Annotated in this window: 17 protein-coding genes and 2 pseudogenes; 10 read left to right on the top strand and 9 right to left on the bottom strand. The window is 69.7% G+C overall.

The features are described from left to right. Positions 1 to 4: 4 nt before the first annotated feature. From AB8998_RS15360 to AB8998_RS15350, 3 genes are read right to left on the bottom strand one after another with little or no spacing between them, the layout of a single operon-like run. Entirely contained in the window at positions 5 to 1027 is a 1023-nt protein-coding gene (locus AB8998_RS15360) for a cobalamin B12-binding domain-containing protein (protein ID WP_369738669.1), read from the bottom strand. Further along, positions 1015 to 1551 carry a PP2C family protein-serine/threonine phosphatase gene (locus AB8998_RS15355; RefSeq protein WP_369741588.1) on the bottom strand — a complete coding sequence of 179 codons (537 nt, stop codon included), beginning with the start codon at positions 1549 to 1551 and terminating at the stop codon, positions 1015 to 1017. The genes AB8998_RS15360 and AB8998_RS15355 overlap by 13 nt, the downstream gene beginning before the upstream one ends. Then, positions 1533 to 2261, bottom strand: coding sequence for a hypothetical protein (locus AB8998_RS15350; protein WP_369738668.1), 729 nt, complete (start codon positions 2259 to 2261; stop codon positions 1533 to 1535). Before AB8998_RS15350 ends, AB8998_RS15355 begins: the two co-directional genes overlap by 19 nt. 275 nt (positions 2262 to 2536) lie before the next feature. On the opposite strand from AB8998_RS15350, the gene AB8998_RS15345 reads away from it, so the two are divergent. Further along, positions 2537 to 3580 (top strand): class I SAM-dependent methyltransferase, encoded by a 1044-nt coding sequence (locus AB8998_RS15345; protein ID WP_369738667.1) that lies wholly within the window; start codon positions 2537 to 2539, stop codon positions 3578 to 3580. Positions 3581 to 3615: 35 nt separating this feature from the next. On the opposite strand, the pseudogene AB8998_RS15340 reads toward AB8998_RS15345, so the two are convergent. Further along, positions 3616 to 3877, bottom strand: a pseudogene (locus AB8998_RS15340) (FAD-dependent oxidoreductase); the annotation flags it as partial. Positions 3878 to 4134: 257 nt separating this feature from the next. Between AB8998_RS15340 and AB8998_RS15335 the strand changes: the two are divergent. Next, positions 4135 to 5424 (top strand): L,D-transpeptidase, encoded by a 1290-nt coding sequence (locus AB8998_RS15335; protein WP_369738666.1) that lies wholly within the window; start codon positions 4135 to 4137, stop codon positions 5422 to 5424. Positions 5425 to 5434: 10 nt separating this feature from the next. Here AB8998_RS15335 and AB8998_RS15330 read toward each other — a convergent pair whose 3' ends face one another. Then, complete coding sequence (locus tag AB8998_RS15330) at positions 5435 to 6244, bottom strand: DUF1906 domain-containing protein (protein WP_369738665.1); 810 nt, start codon at positions 6242 to 6244, stop codon at positions 5435 to 5437. Between the two features lie 116 nt (positions 6245 to 6360). Here AB8998_RS15330 and AB8998_RS15325 point away from each other — a divergent pair, with 116 nt between their 5' ends. From AB8998_RS15325 to AB8998_RS15310, 4 genes are all read left to right on the top strand, one after another. Further along, a complete protein-coding gene (locus AB8998_RS15325; RefSeq protein WP_369738664.1) occupies positions 6361 to 7035 on the top strand; it encodes a cutinase family protein in 675 nt (224 codons plus the stop codon). 177 nt (positions 7036 to 7212) lie between these two features. After that, a complete protein-coding gene (locus tag AB8998_RS15320; RefSeq protein WP_369738663.1) occupies positions 7213 to 8469 on the top strand; it encodes an MMP alpha-(1->4)-mannosyltransferase in 1257 nt (418 codons plus the stop codon). Then, a complete protein-coding gene (locus AB8998_RS15315) occupies positions 8463 to 9221 on the top strand; it encodes a class I SAM-dependent methyltransferase (protein ID WP_369738662.1) in 759 nt (252 codons plus the stop codon). Before AB8998_RS15320 ends, AB8998_RS15315 begins: the two co-directional genes overlap by 7 nt. Positions 9222 to 9240: 19 nt before the next feature. Further along, a complete protein-coding gene (locus tag AB8998_RS15310) occupies positions 9241 to 10284 on the top strand; it encodes an MMP endo-(1,4)-3-O-methyl-alpha-D-mannosidase (protein WP_369741587.1) in 1044 nt (347 codons plus the stop codon). Here AB8998_RS15310 and AB8998_RS15305 read toward each other — a convergent pair. Next, complete coding sequence (locus AB8998_RS15305; protein ID WP_369738661.1) at positions 10265 to 10945, bottom strand: class I SAM-dependent methyltransferase; 681 nt, start codon at positions 10943 to 10945, stop codon at positions 10265 to 10267. The genes AB8998_RS15310 and AB8998_RS15305 overlap by 20 nt on opposite strands. A 256-nt stretch (positions 10946 to 11201) precedes the next feature. On the opposite strand from AB8998_RS15305, the gene AB8998_RS15300 reads away from it, so the two are divergent. From AB8998_RS15300 to AB8998_RS15285, 4 genes are all read left to right on the top strand, one after another. Beyond that, entirely contained in the window at positions 11202 to 12869 is a 1668-nt protein-coding gene (locus tag AB8998_RS15300; RefSeq protein WP_369738660.1) for an HAD family hydrolase, read from the top strand. Positions 12870 to 12941: 72 nt separating this feature from the next. Beyond that, the gene (locus tag AB8998_RS15295; RefSeq protein WP_369738659.1) at positions 12942 to 13550 is read left to right on the top strand and encodes a hypothetical protein; all 609 of its coding nucleotides are present in this window, start codon (positions 12942 to 12944) and stop codon (positions 13548 to 13550) included. Between the two features lie 57 nt (positions 13551 to 13607). After that, a complete protein-coding gene (locus tag AB8998_RS15290; protein ID WP_369738658.1) occupies positions 13608 to 13964 on the top strand; it encodes a hypothetical protein in 357 nt (118 codons plus the stop codon). A gap of 122 nt (positions 13965 to 14086) precedes the next feature. Beyond that, positions 14087 to 15604: a serine/threonine-protein kinase gene (locus tag AB8998_RS15285; RefSeq protein ID WP_369738657.1), complete on the top strand. Its 1518-nt coding sequence runs from the start codon at positions 14087 to 14089 to the stop codon at positions 15602 to 15604. A gap of 9 nt (positions 15605 to 15613) precedes the next feature. Here the strand turns inward: AB8998_RS15285 and AB8998_RS15280 are convergent, their stop codons facing one another. The 3 genes and pseudogenes from AB8998_RS15280 to AB8998_RS15270 all read right to left on the bottom strand — a co-directional run bounded on the left by AB8998_RS15280 (position 15614) and on the right by AB8998_RS15270 (position 18767). Beyond that, positions 15614 to 15850: an alpha amylase C-terminal domain-containing protein gene (locus AB8998_RS15280; RefSeq protein ID WP_420492640.1), complete on the bottom strand. Its 237-nt coding sequence runs from the start codon at positions 15848 to 15850 to the stop codon at positions 15614 to 15616. 61 nt (positions 15851 to 15911) lie between these two features. Next, positions 15912 to 16097 (bottom strand): annotated as a pseudogene (locus tag AB8998_RS31595) (GlgB N-terminal domain-containing protein); the annotation flags it as partial. Between the two features lie 183 nt (positions 16098 to 16280). Beyond that, entirely contained in the window at positions 16281 to 18767 is a 2487-nt protein-coding gene (locus tag AB8998_RS15270) for a plasma-membrane proton-efflux P-type ATPase (protein ID WP_369738656.1), read from the bottom strand. Positions 18768 to 18927 lie beyond the last annotated feature (160 nt).

The raw sequence follows: 18927 nt of genomic DNA, 5'->3' as shown, positions 1-18927 counted from the left end.
GACCTCAGCCGGTGGCGAAGTGGCGACGGATCAGGTCCAGACTCAACGGGTAGTCGCGCAGCGTGTCGGCCAGCGCCCCGGTCAGGTCGGCGACGGCGGGAACGGATTGGACGCCGCGGTGGGCGAGCAGGTCGGCCAACCAGGCCGCCGTCTGCGACACCGGCCGTGGATCACCGGTGAGCAGGGCCGCCGACACGGCGTGCAGGGTTTGTGGGAGCGCGTCGCGGGCCACCGCACGCAGCGCGGCCGACGAGCCGGCGTGCCGGCGATCCGAGGTGATGGCCCACCCGCGACGCAGCCCGTCGACGAGGCGCTGATGATTCAGCTCCAGAGCGGCCTGTTCCTGGGCCGGCGCCCCCGGCAGCGGTGCCACGGGCGGTACCGAGAGCGGCAGGTTGTCCACCGCCTCCACCGCGCTGCGGGCGTCGGCCGCCCATGCTGTCGCTCCCAACGCGGTCGCGCGCAGACCGTCGTCGCCGAATGCGGCGCCGCCGACGACCACCGGGACCCCGGCCGAGGTGGCGGCCTCGATGAGTCGTCGGGTGGTCGGGACCGCCCCCAGCATCGAACAGCTGACCGCGACGGCTTCGGGGCCGAGGTCCTGGACGTACTGGCTGACTCGCTGCGGCGTGGTGGCCGGCCCGAGTTGCGTTGTCTGCCAACCGTCAGCGCGCAGCGCGCAGCCGATGATCGTGGCCGGCAGGGAATGCCACTCCCGCTCGGCGCAGGCGACGATCACGTGGCCGCGTCGCACGGGGACCTGCGCTATCCGGCGCGCCACGATCTCGGTGGCGGCCATGGCCATCGCCGTGGCTGCGTGCTCCTGTGCGACCGACCACTCCCCCCGCTGCCACCGTCGGCCGATCTCGCGCTGGGCGCTCACGACCAGCCCGGTGAGGATGTCCAGCGGCGCGGCTCCCTGCTCGAGAAGGGCTTCCACGAGCGCGAGCACCGCGGCCCTGTCATCGGCGGCCACGGCAGTTTCATACTGCTGCAACGCGTCTGACGCGACCGTCACCTGCCGCATGTGACCGCGAGCAATGCCATGTCATCGTGGCGGCGGCCGTCGAGATACTCGATCACGTCCTGTTCGACCGCCTCGCAGATGATTTCGGGTGACGCCCCGGCGTAGGTGGGCAGGAGCGCGTGCAGCCGCTCCGTCCCGTACTGGCCGTCGTCGCCGCGTGCCTCATCGATCCCGTCGGTGAACAACAGCATCGTGTCGCCCCGGTGCAGCCTCAGCGACACGGCGCCGTATGCCATCTCGCTCACCACTCCGGCCGCGGTCCCATAGACCTCGGCCTGCTCGACCCCGCCGTCGGCGCGCACGATGATCGGCGCCGGGTGTCCCGCAGTGGCCAATTCGACGTCGGCGTGCGTCCCGTCCGGGTTCGGCCGCACCCGCGTGCACAGCACTGTCACGAACGGCATCGAAATCGATTCGTCCAGCACGCTGTTCAGGGCGGCGAGCACCGCCGCCGGGCGCCGATCGAAATACGCTGCGGTGCGCAGGCTTTGGCGGGCGCATCCGGTCAACGCCGCCGCTTCCACGCCCTTGCCGCACACGTCGCCGATGGCGATGAGCCAGTCGTCGTCGCGACCGCTGACCTCGTAGAAATCGCCGCCCACGTCGAGGTGTTCGGCCGCGGCGCGGTAGCGGGCGGCCACGCGGACACCCGGGATCTCGGGCAGGCTCGGTCGCCGCAGGTTCTGCTGCAGCACCGACGCGATCCTGGCCTGGTCCTCATACAGCCGGGCCGAGTCCAAAGCCAGCGCGGCGCGGCCGGCGACGAGTTCGGCGAACGCGACGTCGTCGCGAATCCCGCGTTGGCCCGCCGCAGCAGCACCAGCGCACCGAACGTGCCGCCGCGGGCGGTGAGTCCCAGCCCGAGCACCTCGGCCGGGGTGAGGTCCATCGCCGACGCGTGGAACGGCTGGATGGGGACCAGGCCCGAGAGCTCGCTGCCCACGAGCTGTTCGGTGCGGCCCGTGTGCAGGATGCGGCCCAGCGGCAGGCCTTCGAGCGTGGCCCGCCGCAAGACGACCCCGCCGGAGTCGGCGGCGCCAACCGCGACGAGCTCGCCGGTGCGACCGTCGGGCATGACCACCATCGCCCAGTCGGCCAGCCTGGCCTCGATGAGGGTGATCAGGCGCAGCGCGCTGCGGCGCAGGTTCAGCGATCCGCCGAGGTCGAGGGTGATCTCTTCGGCCAGGTGAGCGCGGACGTCGGGGGGAGAGGGGTGAATCTCCGCGTCGTTCACGACGCGTGTTTTCTTGAACAGCATCGGGTGCCGACTCTCTTGCCGTTAGGCAGTGCATGTCGTGGTCCGGCGCAGGGGCACGGTCACGTGGATGGGGGCTGTCGGCTCAACCAGGTGGCTCCAGCCTACGCAATTGCTCCCCGCGGCACCCGGCGGCAGGCCGCCGACCCCGGAGAACTGCGGTTTCGAGGATGCGCAGGCCGGCCCCGGCGATGCCGGGCGGCTTGCTGCCGCCCCGGTGTGCGATCGCGCACCCGGTCCTGTAGAAGAGTCTCGTGGAGGAGCCGAATCCCCGATCGTTCGATCCGCCCTTGCTGCGGGACGCGGTGGCGCGGCGGCTGCATCGCCGAGCGGTCGCCGAGGGCCGGCTCAGCCTGCCGGCCGTGCCCGCCCTGATCGACGAGTACGTCCGCATGTGCGGACAGCTGTTCGCCGGGGTGGGCGTGGAGTACACGGCAGAACAGTCCGCTCAGCTCAGGAGTGTGCTGGAAGCCGAGCTGGCGAAGGGCTACCGGGCCTCGCCCCGCTCGAACGTCGTCGTCACCTTTCACAGCCCCTTCGGCACGACGCTGAACTACCGCGTCAAAGCCGAATGGTGGACGCTCGAAGCCGACTACGACCACTGGGTCGAGACCCGCCCGGCGCCGCTGTTCGGCAGCGAACCCGACGCGCGGGTGTGGGCGCTGGCCGGCGAAGCAGCCGATCCGGCGGCGTGCCGGGTGCTCGACCTCGGCGCGGGAACCGGGCGCAACTCCCTGGCGCTGGCGCGACGCGGTCACCCGGTGGACGCGGTCGAGATGACGCCCAAGTTCGCCGAGATCATCCGCATCGAGGCCGACAAGGAATCGCTGGGCATACGCGTGATCCAGCAGAACGTCTTCGCGGCCATGGAGGATGTCGACTCGCAGTATCAGCTGATCATCGTCTCGGAGGTGGTTCCCGACTTCCGGACGCTGTCCCAGCTGCGTGAGGTGTTCGAACTGTCCGCCCGGCTCCTGGCGCCCGGCGGGCGCCTGGTGCTCAACACCTTTCTGGCGCGTGCGGGCTACACCCCCGACGACGCGGCGCGGGAAATGGGCCAGCAGTGCAACACCATGATCTTCACCCGCGACGAGGTGGTGACCGCGACGGCCGGGCTCCCCCTCGAACTCGTCGCCGACGACCCCGCCTACGAATTCGAGAAGACCCATCTGCCCGGAACCGCCTGGCCGCCCACAGGGTGGTTCGAGGGGTGGGCGCGGGGCCTGGACGTGTTCGACGTCGAGCCCGAGGATTCCCCGATCGACCTGCGTTGGCTGGTGTACCAGAAGACGGGCTGAGCGCCGGGACCCACTCAGGCCGAGGCGGTCAGCCCGCTGGTGGCGGGCCCCTCCAGCTCGAAATATCCGCCGCGGTCCAGGATCGGGATTCCGTGGCCAGCACCAGCCGGTCCGCGGTGAGCTCGAACTTATGCCGCGCGTAGTTGAGGACTGGACACGCACGCCCCGCCTGCGCACGGACACCCGCCGCACCCGGGCGTGCTCGACCAGCCGCCCGCCGCGGCTGCCCAGCTCCACGACCAGCGAGTCCAGGAACGGCATCGGGTCGAACTGTGCCTGTTCGGCCAGCCGCACGCCCCGTGGTAGAGGTTCGGCGCGTTCGGCCAGCCACAAGGAAGTTATCGCGGGCTGATACCCCGGCCGCCCCGCGGGAAAACGCGGCGCGTCGCGTGGTGAAAACATCCGGTCGGACCCAATACAATTCGGCGAGCTCGTCGTCGGGCGCGAAGCCGGGACCGGTTTCGGAATGCACGTCCGGGGATACCTGATGGACGACCTCGGCGGCGGGTGTCGGCATGACCCGGTGACCAAGACCAGCAAGGATTCGGCAGCCCATGACATCCGAAAACAGCGAACAGCTCGTTCGCCGCATTCTCGGCATCGACTGGCCGCGCCGATTCATGCTTGCCGTGTTCGTCGCGGTCGCGGTCGTGGGCGCGGTGCAGCTCACCTCGTCGCCGGCGGGCTGCCCGAGCGGGGGCTGCACGCGCCACGAGGCCTCCGTGAAGCCCGCCGAACCGGCGCGGGTGAGCATCACACCGCGTGACGACGCCCGCGACGTCGACCCGGTCGGGCACGTGATGGTCAAAGCGGACGCGGGCAGGCTGACCGAGGTGCGCATGGTCAACGACGCCGGCAAGCCGATCCCGGGGGTCATGACCCCCGACGACGTCGCCTGGAAGCCCACGGTCCCCCTGGGGTACGGGCGCACTTACACACTCACCGTCACCGCCCGCGGATCCGACGGGGTCGACGCCACGCAGGTGTCGTCGTTCTCGACGCTGCGTCCCTCCAACCAGACCAAGGTTTACTTCGAGCTGACCTCGGAGGCGCCCCTGCAGGAGGGCGCCACCTACGGTGTCGGGACGGTCGTCGTCGCCCACTTCGACGAGCAGATCGCCGATCGGGCCACCGCCGAGCGGCATCTGACGGTCACCACCGACCCGCCGGTCAAGGGGTCGTGGTTCTGGGTCGACGGCCAGAACGCCCATTGGCGGCCGGAGCACTACTACGCACCGGGGACGACGGTCACCGCCAAGGCCGACATCTACGGAATCGCCATGGGCAACGGCATCTTCGGGCAGGAGGACGAGCGGGTGTCGTTCCGGATCGGCGACGCCCACGTGTCCATCGCCGACGATGCCACCAAACAGGTCAGCGTCTACGACAACGGCAAGCTGGTCCGCACGATGCCCACCAGCATGGGGATGGGCGGCACCGAAGACGTCGGGGGCAAGACCATCTATCTGTGGACGCCCCCCGGGATCTACACCGTGCTCGGCAAGGGCAACCCGGTCATCATGGACTCCTCGACGTTCGGGCTGCCCAAGAATTCCCGGCTGGGCTACCGCGAGACCATCCACTACGCAACCAAGATCAGCATCGACGGAATCTATCTGCACCAGCTCAACGCGACCGTGTGGGCCCAAGGGCACCGCGACACCTCACACGGATGCCTGAACCTCAACGCCGACAACGCGAAATGGTTCTACGACTTCTCCGTGCCGGGCGATGTGGTCGAGGTCCGCAACACCGGCGGGCCCTCGTTGACCCTGGCGCAGAACGGCGACTGGACGCTCGGCTGGGACCAGTGGCGCAAGGGCAGCGCCCTGAACTCCAAGTGAGTCGCGACCGTCAGCGGTCGAGATCCCATTGGCCGTAATCGGCCGCGAGGACGTCGTCGACATCGACGTTGATCCCGCCCAGCAGCGGACCCGGACTCGACGGGCTGTTGACCACGGCCTGATAGAGCACCGCCATGGGTTCGCGTTGCCCGTGCGACCATGCCTTCGTCTGCCAGGCCCACCGGTGCCCCGCGGTGCTCGAACTGCCGATCACCCCGTCCCGGATCGCCCAGCCGCAGACCGGGTAGCTGCCGTAGACGCCGGTGCGGCCGACGCCCAGCACCGAGTTGAGCCCGTGAAACCAGTTGAGCGCCACATCGTTCCAGGTGTTGGAGTCGATGTCTTCGTCGACGCTGAAGAAGATCGGCGCCGACGGAGGCCCGCCCGCCGCGGTGTGCAGCTGCAGGGCGGTCTGCGCGTCGGCCACGCCGCCGTCGTAGCCGCGGGTGAAGTCCGAAGGCGCCCCTGGCCAAGCGGGCTTGCCGTATTGGTAGTTGCTGACGATGTGCAGGCCCACCGCGCGCAACGCGTCCGCGTACCCGCGGGTCAACGGTTTGGCCTCGAAGTGCGCGCCGGGCCGCGGCTCGGAGACGTAGTTGACCACGCCGTCATAGCCCGCCGCCTTGATTTCCTCCGGCGCGATCCGCCGCTCGGCGAAGTCGATCAGCTTGAGATCGCCGGCCGACGCGGTCGGCGCGTCCAGCGTGGCGGCCGCCGCACCCGCGCCCAGCAGGACCGGTGTGACGGCGAGCTTGAGGACGTCGCGTCGTGAGAACGAGCGCGCGTCGTCCGGTCCGCGCGGGGCGGCCGAATCGTGCATCGCGCGATGGTAACAAAGCCCGCTGGACCGCCGGGCGGGCCGAAACCGACGCCCGCGACGGCGCGGAGTGCGCGCTACGGCTTGTGGGCTGGCCGCGCATCGTTTTGAATTCTGTTGTGGGTATCCGGCTCGCCCGTCGGTCGGTCGTCGCGCTCGCGGCGGCGCTGATCTCGGCTGCGATCGTGCTGCCGTCCGGGGCGCCGGGCGCCGCCTGGCCGGCCGCCGCGGCAGGTTGCCCCCCGGTGCAGGTGGTGTTCGCCCGCGGACGTCTGGAACCGCCTGGGACGGGCGCCGTCGGCAACGCGTTCGTCGACGCGCTCAGGTCGAAAACCGGCAAGGACGTCGGCGTGTACGCCGTGAACTATCCCGCCAACACCGAGGTGGCCGTCGGCGCCAACGACATGAGCAAGCACGTCCGGTACATGGTCGACAACTGCCCGAACACCAGGCTGGTGCTGGGCGGCTATTCGCTCGGCGCGGCCGTCACCGACGTAGTGCTCGCGGTGCCTTTCTCCGCGTTCGGCTTCGACGACCCGCTCCCGCCGGACGCCGGCCAGCACGTCGCCGCCGTCGCCTTGTTCGGCAACGGGACCCAATGGATCGGCCCGTTCACGAACTTGAGCCCGGCGTACGGCGACAGGACCATCGAGCTGTGCCACGGGGACGACCCCATCTGCAACCCGGCCGACCCGCACACCTGGAACGACAACTGGCCGCAACACCTCGCGGGGGCATACATCAAGGCCGGCATGCCCAACCAAGCCGCGGACTTCGTCGCGGGCAAACTCTGAACGCGCGCAGCGGCGGCCGCCTCGGCGTCGTCCCGGGTACGCGTTGCGTCGTTTAGCTGTTCGAACTATAGTCTGGACACATGTCCAGTTTGCTGTCGTGGGGTTATCGGGTGCGTTGATGGCGATGGAGTGGGGGCTGCCCGTCCGTGGTATTCCAGCGGCGGATAAGAGTTGAGTATGCGAATTGCCCTGCTGTCCTATCGCAGTAAGGACCATTGCGGCGGACAGGGCGTCTATGTGCGCCATCTGAGCCGCGGATTGGTCGACCTCGGGCATGAGGTCGAGGTGTTCTCCGGCCAGCCCTATCCCGAGCTGCTCGATCCGCGGGTGCGGCTGACCAAGGTGCCCAGCCTGGACTTATACCGCGAACCCGACCCGTTCCGGGTGCCCCGTCCCAGCGAGATCCGGAGCTCGATCGACCTGCTCGAACTGCTCACCGTGTGGACGGCCGGCTTTCCCGAACCGCGGACGTTCACCCTGCGGGCGGCCCGGCTGCTGGCCGACCGGGTGAACGATTTCGACCTCGTCCACGACAACCAGAGCCTAGGCACCGGGCTGCTCAGGATCGCCGAGTCGGGTTTGCCGGTGGTGGCCACCGTGCACCACCCGATCACCCGCGACCGCGTGCTCGACCTGGCCGCCGCGCGCTGGTGGCGCAAACCCCTGGTGCGTCGTTGGTACGGCTTTTTGGACATGCAGCAGGAGGTGTCGCGCCAGATCCCGGACCTGCTGACCGTCTCGTCGTCGTCGGCGGCGGACATCGTCACCGACTTCGGCGTGGCCCCCGAGCAACTGCACACGGTGCCGCTCGGGGTGAACACCGACCTGTTCAAACCGGGATCGGCCCCGCGGCGGCCCGGGCGGGTCATCGCCATCGCCAGCGCCGACACCCCGCTGAAGGGGGTTCGCACCCTGCTGCACGCGGTGGCCAGGTTGCGCGTGGACCGCGACCTCGAGCTGCGGCTGGTCGCCAAGGTGGAGCCCAACGGCCCCACCCACAAACTCATCGCCGAGCTCGGCATCTCCGACATCGTCCACATCACCAGCGGGCTGTCCGACGCCGCGCTGGCCGCCTTGTTCGCGTCGGCGGAGGTTGCTTGCATTCCCTCACTCTACGAAGGGTTTTCGTTGCCGGCGGTGGAGGCGATGGCCAGCGGCACCCCGGTGGTCGCGAGCCGGGTGGGCGCGCTGCCCGAAGTCGTCGGGACCGACGGTGCCTGCGCCGAGCTGGTGCCGCCGGCTGACGTCGAGGCGCTCACCGCGGCGCTCGGCGGTCTGCTCGACTCACCGGAGAAGCGCCGCAGCATGGGCCGCGCGGGTCGCGAACGCGCGGTCAACGTGTTCAGTTGGGACGCCGTGGCGGCGCAGACCGTGGCGGTCTACGAGCTGGCGATCGCGCGCCGCGCCACCGCCGGGGGCGAAGCCCGATGCTGACGGTGGACTTCGACCGCCTCGGCGTCGGGCCGGGCACCAAGGTGATCGACGTGGGATGCGGAGCGGGCCGGCACGCCTTCGAGGCCTACCGGCGCGGGGCCGACGTCGTCGCGTTCGACCGCGACGAATCCGAATTGCGCGGCGTGGAAACCATTTTGCGGGCGATGGGCGAGACCGGAGAGGCGCCCCTGGACGCCTCGGCGCAGGCCGTCGCCGGTGACGCGCTGAGCCTGCCCTACGCCGACGAGACGTTCGACTGCGTCATCGCCGCGGAGATCCTCGAACACGTACCGCAGGACGACGCCGCAATCGCCGAGCTGATCAGGGTACTCAAAGTTGGTGGCACGCTGGCGGTCAGCGTCCCGCGCTGGTTGCCCGAACGGGTGTGCTGGCTGCTTTCCGACGAGTACCACGCCAACGAGGGCGGCCACGTGCGGATCTACCGGGCCAGCCGGCTACGCGACAAGATCACCGCCGGCGGCCTGGACTGGACTCACGAGCACCACGCACACGCGCTGCATTCGCCGTTCTGGTGGCTCAAATGCGCCGTCGGCGTGTCGAACACCGACCATCCGGCGGTGACCGCCTACCACAAACTGCTGGTGTGGGACCTGATGCAGCGGCCGAAACTGACGCGGCTGGCCGAGTCGCTGCTCAACCCGCTGGTGGGTAAAAGCGTGGCGATGTACTTCACCAAGCCGCGGGCGACGGAAAGCGGAGTGACGCCGGGGTATTCAGTTGCGTCGCGTTGAGCCGCCGGCGGTCGCGGACATCCTGACCGCCGAGCAGTGCCGGCAAACCGCGCGATCCATCGCCGACGCTCAGGAATCGTCGGGCGCCATCCCCTGGTTCCCGGGCGGGCACACCGACCCGTGGGACCACGTGGAGTGCGCGATGGCGCTCACCGCGGCGGGGCTGCTGGAGCCGGCCCGGGCCGCGTTCGAATGGTGTCGCCGCACGCAGCGGCCCGACGGTTCCTGGCCCATCCAGGTGCGCGAGGGAATCGTCGAGGACGCCAACAGCGACAGCAACTTCTGCGCCTACATCGCGGCCGGCGTCTGGCACCACGTGCTGGTCACCGGGGACAAAGCCTTCGCCAGGTCGATGTGGCCCGTGGTGCACAAGGCGATCGACTTCGTCATCGACCTGCAGATCGGCTACGGCGAGATCTGTTGGGCGCGAAGCGAAGCCGGTCCGCTGCCGGAGGCGCTGCTGACCGGGTGCGCCAGCGTCTTCCACAGCATCCGGTGCGCGCTGGCGCTCGCCGGTCTCATCGGAGAGCCGCAGCCCGAGTGGGAGCTGGCGCTGGGGCGGCTGGGCCACGCGATCGTCGCGCATCCGGAGGCGTTCACCGAGAAAGACCGCTACTCGATGGAGTGGTACTACCCCATCCTCGGGGGCGCGCTGCGCGGCCAGGCGGCGGCCGAGCGGATCAAGCAGCGCTGGGACGACTTCGTGGTCGGGGACCTGGGCATCCGCTGCGTCGACGACCGCCCCTGGGTGACCGGTGCGGAGACGTGCGAACTGGTGATGGCGCTCGACGCGATCGGTCAGCGGCCCGCCGCGCTGCGGCAGTTCGCCGCGATGCAGCACCTGCGCGAGGATGACGGCTCGTACTGGACCGGCTTGGTCTTCGCGGACGGTAAGCGCTGGCCCGAAGAGCGCACCACCTGGACCGGGGCGGCGATGATCCTGGCCGCCGACGCGCTCTCGGACACCACCGCGGCCGGCGGCATCTTCCGCGGCGACGGGCTGCCGACGGGGCTGCAGACCGGCTTCGACTGCGAATGCGTGGTCACCGGCCCGGGCCGCTGACGACCCTCTCCCCCGCCTCGCCGCCGGTGCGCTCGAGCACCCGCAGCGACCCGGTGGCCGAGACCTCTCGGAACTGGCCGGAATCCAGTGCACGGCAATAGATGTGGTAAGGCGGGCGCCCGCCGTCCGCGGGGTTCGGGAACACGTCGTGGATGACGAGGGCACCGCCGAGATCCACCCACTTGGCCCATCCGTCGAAATCCTGGTTCGCGGCGGCCTCGGAGTGACCGCCGTCGATGAACAACAACCGCAGCGGGCACCGCCATCCCCGGGCCACCACCGGCGATTTGCCCACGACGGCGACGACGTGGTCGTCCAGGCCCGCCGCGTCGAGCGTGCGGCGGAAGGTGGGCAACGTGTCGAAGAGACCGGTGACCTCGTCGACCAACCTGGCGTCGTGGAACTCCCAGCCGGGTTGATGTTCCTCCGAGCCGTGGTGGTGGTCGATCGTGTAGAGCACGCCGGCGGTTTGTTGCGCCGCCGCGCCCAGCAGCAGGGTCGATTTGCCGCAGTAGGTGCCGATCTCGACACCGACGCCGCGGTCGAGGTAGCGCACCGCCGCCTCGTAGAGGGCGCGCCCCTCGTCGGCGGGCATGAAACCCTGCACCTGTTCGGACAGCGCGAACAGGCGCTCGGTCGAGTGGGCATCGGTGCCGTTCATCAGCCGAACCTATCGGTCGTGCCGATCGGTGCGTCCGGCGGGCCGACCAATGGCCGAGGGGCCGCGGCCAGCCCGGAGCCGGATGCCGGATGCCGCCCCGGAAAGGCTTGCGGCTCACGACCGAGCGGCGTCGTGCCGGGACGTTCGACCCGCGAATGGGGACGAACGACCCTGCCCGGTGCGCGGCCGGGTTGCCTATCCTTCACGTGGTCGCGCCGCTAGCCGGGTCGGTGGTGTGCAACGAAGGGATCGGGGTGTGGGCTTCTTTCGAGTGGTGGCCCTGGACGTGGACGGCACCCTGACCTCGGCAGGCCAGATCTCGGAGCAGGCCGTGCAGGCCATCGACCAGGTGCGCCGCGACGGTCTGCTGGTCGTGCTGGCCACCGGCCGGATCGGGACCGAGCTGGCGGCAAGCTTCCCGCAGATCAGCAACCATGTCGATGCGCTGGTCCTGGAAAACGGGGCGGTGGCCAAGATCGGCGGGAAGGCCTACCCGCTGGCGGCGCCGGTCGACACCGCACTCGACGCGGCACTGGACGAACACGAAGTGACGTACCGGCGCGGTGAGGTGATCCTGGCCACCAGCGCCGAGCGTGCCACGACGGTCCTCGAGGTGATCGGCGCGCTGGGGCTGGACTGCCAGATCGTCCGGAACCGGGGCGAGTTGATGGTCGTGCCGGCCGGGGTCACCAAGGGCACCGGTCTGACGGAGGTGCTGAACCGGCTGAATCTTTCGCCACACAACACGATCGCCGTCGGAGATGCCGAAAACGACCTGTCACTATTCGGCTCGGCTGAGATCGGTGCCGCCGTCGCCGACGCGGTTCCGTCCTTACGCGAACACGCCGACCTGGTGCTCGACCAACCGAACGGTGCCGGGGTCGCCGAGTTGCTCACCGACACATACCTCAGTGGGGCGCGGCGCTGGTGCCCGCCGCGCCGGTGGGTGCAGATCGGGACCTTCGACGACGGAACACCGACGAAGGTGCCCGGCAGCCAGGCACGCATGATGGTGACCGGGCCGGCCGGGTCGGGCAAGAGCTACCTGGTCGGGTTGCTGGCCGAGGAATGGACGAACGCCGGCTACTGCGTGCTGCTCGTCGACCCCGAAGGCGACCACCGGCAACTCGAGCAGCTCAACGGCGTCCGGGTCGTGGACGCCGACGAGGGGCTCCCCGACCCGGTGGAACTGGTCGGTCTGCTGCAGCCGCACACCGGTCTGGTGGTGGACCTGTCGGCGCTGCCCACCGCCGAGAAGATCGGCTACTTGCATCGCCTGCGGCCGGCAGCCGAAGCTCAGCGGGAGGCCCGCGGGTTTCCCCACTGGGTCATCTACGACGAGGCCCACCTGCTGGGTGCGGACCAGCAGCCGCACTGGACGCGCCGCGGGGGAAACCTGCTGTCGTCCTTCATGCCCGCCTTGCTACCGGCGGGTGAAGTCGGCGACACTGATATCGTGCTCACCGTCGGCGGTATCGATCCGGTGAGTAGCGTTGCACCGGAACCGGTTCGGCGGGCATCCATCCAGTTCGGCTCGGCGGCGCCCCGTGCCTTCACAATCTCGTCTCGCCGCACCGGTCACGTGCGCCACGCCCACAAATACGCCGACGTGTCGCTGCCCGAGGAGCGCCGGTTCTACTTTCGCCCGACCGACGGGCGCAACATCCCGGCGGCGGGCACCATGCACGAGTTCCGCACCGCGCTGGGATATCTCGATCCGCAGGCGCTGCAGTACCACCTCGAACGCGGCGATTTCTCCCGCTGGCTCGGCGACACCATCGCCGACATGGACCTCGCCGCGAAGGTCGCCGCCTGGGAAGACGAGTTGGTGGCGCGCCACGCCGCCGACGTGCAACGGATCCGGCGCCAGCTGATCCACGCCATCGAAGACCGCTATTCCGCCTCCACCGAGCACGGCCGATGAACAGAAAACATGCGCCAGCAGGCGCTACGCACCCGCACGTCCCGTATCACCTCAACTGAAAGAGGAACCACCATGTCATCAACGTCACCGCACCGCCTGCGTCCGGTTGTCATCGCATCCAACGTCCTCATGGCCGCCGTGACCGGCGCGGCCGTCCTCACCGCCACGATCGATCCGGGACAGCCATCGCCCACGCGCGGTCGCGGCGCGGTGATCGCCCTCACATCGGCCGACCCCATTGGCATCGACCAAGGAGTCTCCATCACCCCCGCACCCGGCTGGGAGCTGGTAGATCGGGGCCCGAACTGGGTCACCCTGGCCGACACCGACGCCGGCGCGAAAATGCGGGTCACGGTCAAAACCGCCGGCGCAGGTGACGTCGCCGCCGTGCTGCAGGCCGACATCGACAACGAGGTGGCCAATACCAGCTTGATCAATCTGGCGCCGTCGGACGAGATCAAATCCAAGACCGTGCAGGGCGGCCACTTCCAGCGGGCGGCCCGGGTGCACTACACCGCGGATGAGCGGGCGGGCATCGACACCACCCACCTGATGGGCGTGTTCATGGAACTGCTGAATCCTTCCAGCCGACTGTCCGCGTTCATCGACTACCGGGAATCCGACGAATCGCCCAGCCAGATCGGCGGCGTCGCCGAGGCGATGATCAATTCCATGCTGTGACGCGCTGCCGGGTGACGCGAGCGTGGTCGGCCGGCAATGACGCCGGGGATACGGCCCGTGTCGCCCGGCGCATCGCTGTCCGGGGGCGGCGTCGACGTAGCGCTGTCGGAAGGGGTTGTCGTCGGCGTAATGGCTGCCAACTCGCTGGGGCCGCTGGCAAATCCGAATCCGGAGACGGCCGGCGCCGCGGCGACCACGGCGCCGTTGGCGCAGACCCCGACTGCCTGCCGTACCGGTGAATTCATGGCCGTCTCGATTCCCTCCTCGGGCGTCACGTCGCAACCTGTGAAGCACCTCGCGCGGTCGGTGGACTGCGACCCGTTGCACCCAAACGGTTTTCACGCCCCAGCGGCGGGCCGCGTGGCGTGGCGATCACGTTCACGTCGCGGGTTGATGTTCAACTCGAAGCTCTGACGGCGATCTCGCCCGCATGGGATCGCATGGCGCGCAAGATGTCTTACCCCCTATCGGCGAACGCGGTGATGTGCTGAAATCGGATGGTGGGCGTTGCAGGACCGCCTACCGAGGAGAAGGCCATGAGCACGCCGCTCCTGCGCGCCGCGCAGGTGTTCGCCGGGTACACGATCGTCCGGTTACTGGGATCCGGCGGGATGGGTGAGGTCTACCTCGCCCAGCACCCGCGGCTGCCGCGCCGCGAAGCGCTCAAGATCTTGGGCGGCGACGTCTCTGCCGACGAAGACTACCGTCGCCGCTTCGTCCGGGAGGCGGACCTGGCGGCCGCGCTGTGGCATCCGAACATCGTGCGCGTCAACGACCGGGGCGAGTGCGACGGGCGGCTGTGGATTGCGATGGATTTCGTCGACGGCACCGACGCCGCCAGCCTCCTGCGCGACCGCTACCCGGTCGGCATGCCGGCAGACCAGGTTGCCACGATCGTCACGGCGATCGCCGGCGCGCTCGACTACGCCCACGAGCACCACGACCTGCTGCACCGCGACGTAAACCCGGCGAACATCCTGCTCGCCAAACCCGGTGACGGTGAACAGAGAATCCTGCTGGGCGACTTCGGCATAGCCCGCCACATCGCCGACTCCAGTGGCTTGACCGCCACCAACATGACCATCGGCACGTTTCCCTATGCCGCACCCGAACAACTGACGGGCGAACCGACCGACGGCCGCGCCGACCAGTATGCGCTGGCGGCCACCGCCTATCACCTGTTGACCGGAACCACGCTGTTTCCCTACACGAATCCGGTGGCGGTGATCAGCCACCACCTCACTGCGCCGCCGCCGGCGCTGGCAAAGACCCGCGCCAAACTCGCGGCCTTCGACCCGGTGCTCGCCGTGGCCCTCGCGAAGGACCCCGCCGACCGATTCCCCCGGTGCACCGATTTCGCCCGCGCGTTCGCCGAGGCGGCGCCCTGGCGGACGCCGACGGACACGGCCGCGACCATGCAGATTCCGCTGGCGGTCCGGCCGCCCGCGAGCGTGGCCCTGCCCCCCATCAACGTCGGCAAGCAGCAACGACGCAGGCGGCGCCGGATTTTCGCGGCTGCGGCGGCCATCCTCGCATTCGACCTCGTCGGCGCCACCGGCTACGCCGTCGAAGGTGGCAGCGGCACAGCAGGCCACAACCAGGCTGTCGCGTCCCCGGCCCCGGCGCGGCCTCCGGCGCCTGCCCCGCCGCGACCGGCACCGGGGGCTCCGCCACCGGCCTCCGCCCTACCGACGCCCGCTCCGCCCGTCCAGGTCCCGCCGGCGCCCAGACGCGCTTCGGCGCCACCTGTGGCATCCCGGGCCCATGTGCCCGTCGCGGCCGCCCCGACGCACACGCCGCCGGTCCCGAGGCGGCAGGCCCCGGGACCCGACCAGGTGTATCTCGACCTGGCCTCACAGATTCCCGGGGTCACCGTCAGCGACCCCAAGGAGGCAACCGCCACCGCCCGAGGGGTGTGCGCCGGGCTGCAAAAAGGGGTCAGCCCCGACGATGCCGCCGCCGCAACCCAACACAGGAGCGGATTGACGCCCGCGCAGGCGGCGGCGGGCGTCAACGCGGCGATCACCGCCTACTGCCCGCAATACCGGCGATAGCGATAGATTTCAGCGGCGGTTTCGGTCGTCGTCGGGTGTCAGCCAGACGACGCTCAACGGCGGAAGCGTCAGGGCGGCTGAGTACGGCAGGTCGCGGCACCCGATCGGTTCCGCGGTGAGGTCGCCGACGCTCACGCCGCTGCCGCCGAATCTGGTCGCGTCGGTAGCGAGGACCGCGACCCACCGGCCCGCCTCGGGAAGCCCGATCCGGTGCTCGCGCCGGACCGCCGGGGCCGGGCACGGCACCCGTATTCAGTGCGGCGGCGAAGACACCGGCGGGGTGGATGCGGCGCATCGGCAGCCGCTCCCCGGCGGTGAGCACCGCCATGTCCTGCGCGTCCGGGCGGGGCGAATCTCCACCGCGCCGCCCGAAGTCGCCGTCGTGCCGGAAATGCGCGCCCAGGAGCTGGTGCGGGTCGTGGTGGTCGCCTGCGACGAGCCGGTCGAGACCGTCCTGCCGGACTGAACCTTGCAGCTGGACAGGGGCACTCACGACCGTTCCTCCTCGACCGACACCCACGGTGGCTTGACCCGAGCGCCAAACGTCAAATTCCGTCTCGCCTTGCCTCCTGGCGGCCGACGCGACCCGGAAACAGGGACCAAAGTCCCGCGCCCCGCGGTCTGGCCGGGTGCCCGACGGCAGGGTCCGTGCCCATCCGCGGCCGTCCGGCGGGGCTCAGGCCGGGTGACGCCGAAACATGTTGGCGCGCTGCTTTTGTGGCTGCTCGCGGCGCGGGTGGTGGTCGAGCCACCAGTAGGCGGCCAGCTTGAGCCGGTCGTTGAACAGGAACCACACCAACGCGTAGGCCCAGACCAGCCCGGCCCAGCGCCACCCGAGCGGCGTCATCGCCACCCCGTAGACCGAGATCAGCGTCGCGATGGTCTGAGCGGTGAGGACGGCGCCCAGCAGCAACGGTGCGGGTGCGGGTCCGGACCAGAAGGGGCCTCGGCTGCGGGTGAGGAAGATGGTGAGCTGGCCGGCGACCGACAACTTCAGGTAGATCATCGTGCGGATGAAGTCGCGGTCGAGGTGAAAGACCTTGTCGGCGAGGAAGAAAAGCGTGAACGTCGCGACGACGCCGATCACACCGAGCACGGTGGCGATGGTCAACACGGTGCGCATGTCCCACTTGACGGGTTTGGCTGAGCCGCGCACGCGATCGTAGGCGATGGACAGGATGGCGCCGTCGTTGAGCAGCGCCAGGAACACGATCATCGCGGCGGTGACCGGGAAGAAGTTCATGAACACCACGGCCAGGGTGATCAGCAACAGCACCCGGATGGTCTCGGCGATGCGATAGGTGGCATAGCTGGTGAGGCGGGCGAAGATCTCCCGGGCCACCCCGATCGCGTGCACGATGACCGACAACCCGGGCGCCAGCAGAACCACGTCAGCGGCCGCGCGCGCGGCGTCGGTGGCGCCGGACACCGCGATGCCGGCGTCGGCCTGTTTGAGCGCGGGGGCGTCGTTGACGCCGTCGCCGGTCATCCCGACGATGTGCCCGCGAGCCTGCAACAGCTTGACGATGCGGTACTTGTGCTCGGGAAACACCTGCGCGAACCCGTCGGTCGTTTCCACCCGGGCACCCAGGTCGTCGTCGTCGGCGGCGCTGTCCAGGACGGCGGCGTCGAGAATGTTCTGCCCCAGGCCGACCTGCCGGGCGATCTCGCGGCCGATGGCGACCTGGTCGCCGGTGACCATCTTGACGTCGATGCCGAGCTCCTCGGCGGCGCTGATGGTGGCCGCGGAGTCGTCGCGGGGCGGGTCGGCCAGCGCCAGCACACCCATCAGCCGCCAGGAGCCTTCGCCATCGGTCCGGGCCACCCCGAGGGACCGATACCCGTGCGCGGCGAACCGTTCGACCACGCCGTCGACCTCGGTGACCGCACCGTCGCCGTCGCACAATGCGGCGATGACCTGCGGCGCACCCTTGCTGACCCGGAAGACACGGCCGTCGGGGTCGTGCACCGTCGCTTCGGTGCGTTTGCTGACCGGGTCGAACGGAACGAACTTGTCCACCCGCCCCGACGGCGGTGAGCCCGCGGCGGCGATCACCGCCAAGTCGATGAGGTCGTTGTCCTCCACGCGTGAGGCCAGCGCCGCCGCGGTGAGCAGTTCGTCGTCGCTGACGGCCGTGGCGGTCCAGCGGGCGGCGAGCGCGAGGCGGTTCTGGGTCAAGGTGCCGGTCTTGTCCGAGCACAACAGGTCGATGCCGCCGAGTTCCTCGACCGCGGGCAGGTGACTGACCACGGCCTCGTGGCGCGCCAGCTGCCGGGCGCCGATGGCCATGGTCACCGACAGCACCGCCGGCAGTGCCACCGGGATCGAGGCGATCGTGACCACCAGCGCGAACTCGAGCGTCTCTAGCACGGGATTGTGCCGGATCAGCGACACCACGACCGTCAGGGTGACCAGGACAAGCGCGATCACGATCAGGTAGTTGGCGATGCGCAGCACCGCACGCTGGAAGTGACTCACCGTGCCCGCGCTCTCGACCAGCGCGGTGGTCTTGCCCATGTAGGACGCGGTCCCGGTGGCGCACACCAGCGCGTCGGCCTCGCCGCGCACCACCACCGAACCAGAGAACAGGGCTTCGCCCTGCCCGCGGGTCACGGCGAGCGATTCGCCGGTCAGCGCCGACTGGTCCACCTCGAGGGCGACGTCGTCGAGAATCCGTAGGTCGGCGGGCAACACGTCGCCCAGGCGCACTCGCACGACGTCGCCGGGCGCCAACTCGCGCACGGCCACCGTTACCCACGTGCCGTCGCGCAACACCCGGGCCGAGGAGGCCAGACGCTGTTTGAGCGCGGCGATCGCGTTGGCGGCCTGGTGTTCCTCGAAGTAGGCCACCAGCCCGTTCATCGCCAGCAGCACGCCGATGATCGCGGCGTCGGTCCAGTGCTGGGCGGCCACCGACAACGCCAGCGCGACCTCGATCATCCAGGGGATCGGCGCCCAGAAGTACCCCAGGAACTCCAGCACCGGATCGCGATGCCGTTCGGCGATCTCGTTGGGCCCGTACCGTTCCAGCCTTTGCCGGGCCTGGGCTGTCGTCAATCCCGCTGCGGAGCTGTCCAGTGCGGTCAGCAGCTGCGGTAACGGCAACTCGGTCAGCTTTTCGGTGGTCTCGGCCAAACCCGTCTCCCCTCGGGGCTCCTGCATGTCGGGTTCACCGTCGCATTCCGGCCGTGAACCGGGTAGGGCCGAACGCCCCTATCGGATGGGCGTTGTTCGGGGGCGTGGCCAATCGCGGCGAGGCGGCCTGTGTGAACTGACGGTTTTGGCGGTGTCGCCGCACAGGCTTCACAACGAAGCGGAGTCA

This window comes from Mycobacterium sp. HUMS_12744610, assembly GCF_041206865.1.
In the GTDB taxonomy this organism is placed as follows: domain Bacteria; phylum Actinomycetota; class Actinomycetes; order Mycobacteriales; family Mycobacteriaceae; genus Mycobacterium; species Mycobacterium servetii.
The sequence above is the reverse complement of the archived record's forward strand: the minus strand, read 5'-3'. Positions and strand labels throughout refer to the sequence as shown.

Coding starts and splice junctions, on each gene's coding strand:
- AB8998_RS15360 (WP_369738669.1), bottom strand. CDS start 1,027: ATGCGGCAGGTGACGGTCGCGTCAGACGCGTTGCAGCAGTATGAAACT.
- AB8998_RS15335 (WP_369738666.1), top strand. CDS start 4,135: ATGACATCCGAAAACAGCGAACAGCTCGTTCGCCGCATTCTCGGCATC.
- AB8998_RS15330 (WP_369738665.1), bottom strand. CDS start 6,244: ATGCACGATTCGGCCGCCCCGCGCGGACCGGACGACGCGCGCTCGTTC.
- AB8998_RS15320 (WP_369738663.1), top strand. CDS start 7,213: ATGCGAATTGCCCTGCTGTCCTATCGCAGTAAGGACCATTGCGGCGGA.
- AB8998_RS15315 (WP_369738662.1), top strand. CDS start 8,463: ATGCTGACGGTGGACTTCGACCGCCTCGGCGTCGGGCCGGGCACCAAG.
- AB8998_RS15305 (WP_369738661.1), bottom strand. CDS start 10,945: ATGAACGGCACCGATGCCCACTCGACCGAGCGCCTGTTCGCGCTGTCC.
- AB8998_RS15295 (WP_369738659.1), top strand. CDS start 12,942: ATGTCATCAACGTCACCGCACCGCCTGCGTCCGGTTGTCATCGCATCC.
- AB8998_RS15285 (WP_369738657.1), top strand. CDS start 14,087: ATGAGCACGCCGCTCCTGCGCGCCGCGCAGGTGTTCGCCGGGTACACG.
- AB8998_RS15270 (WP_369738656.1), bottom strand. CDS start 18,767: ATGCAGGAGCCCCGAGGGGAGACGGGTTTGGCCGAGACCACCGAAAAG.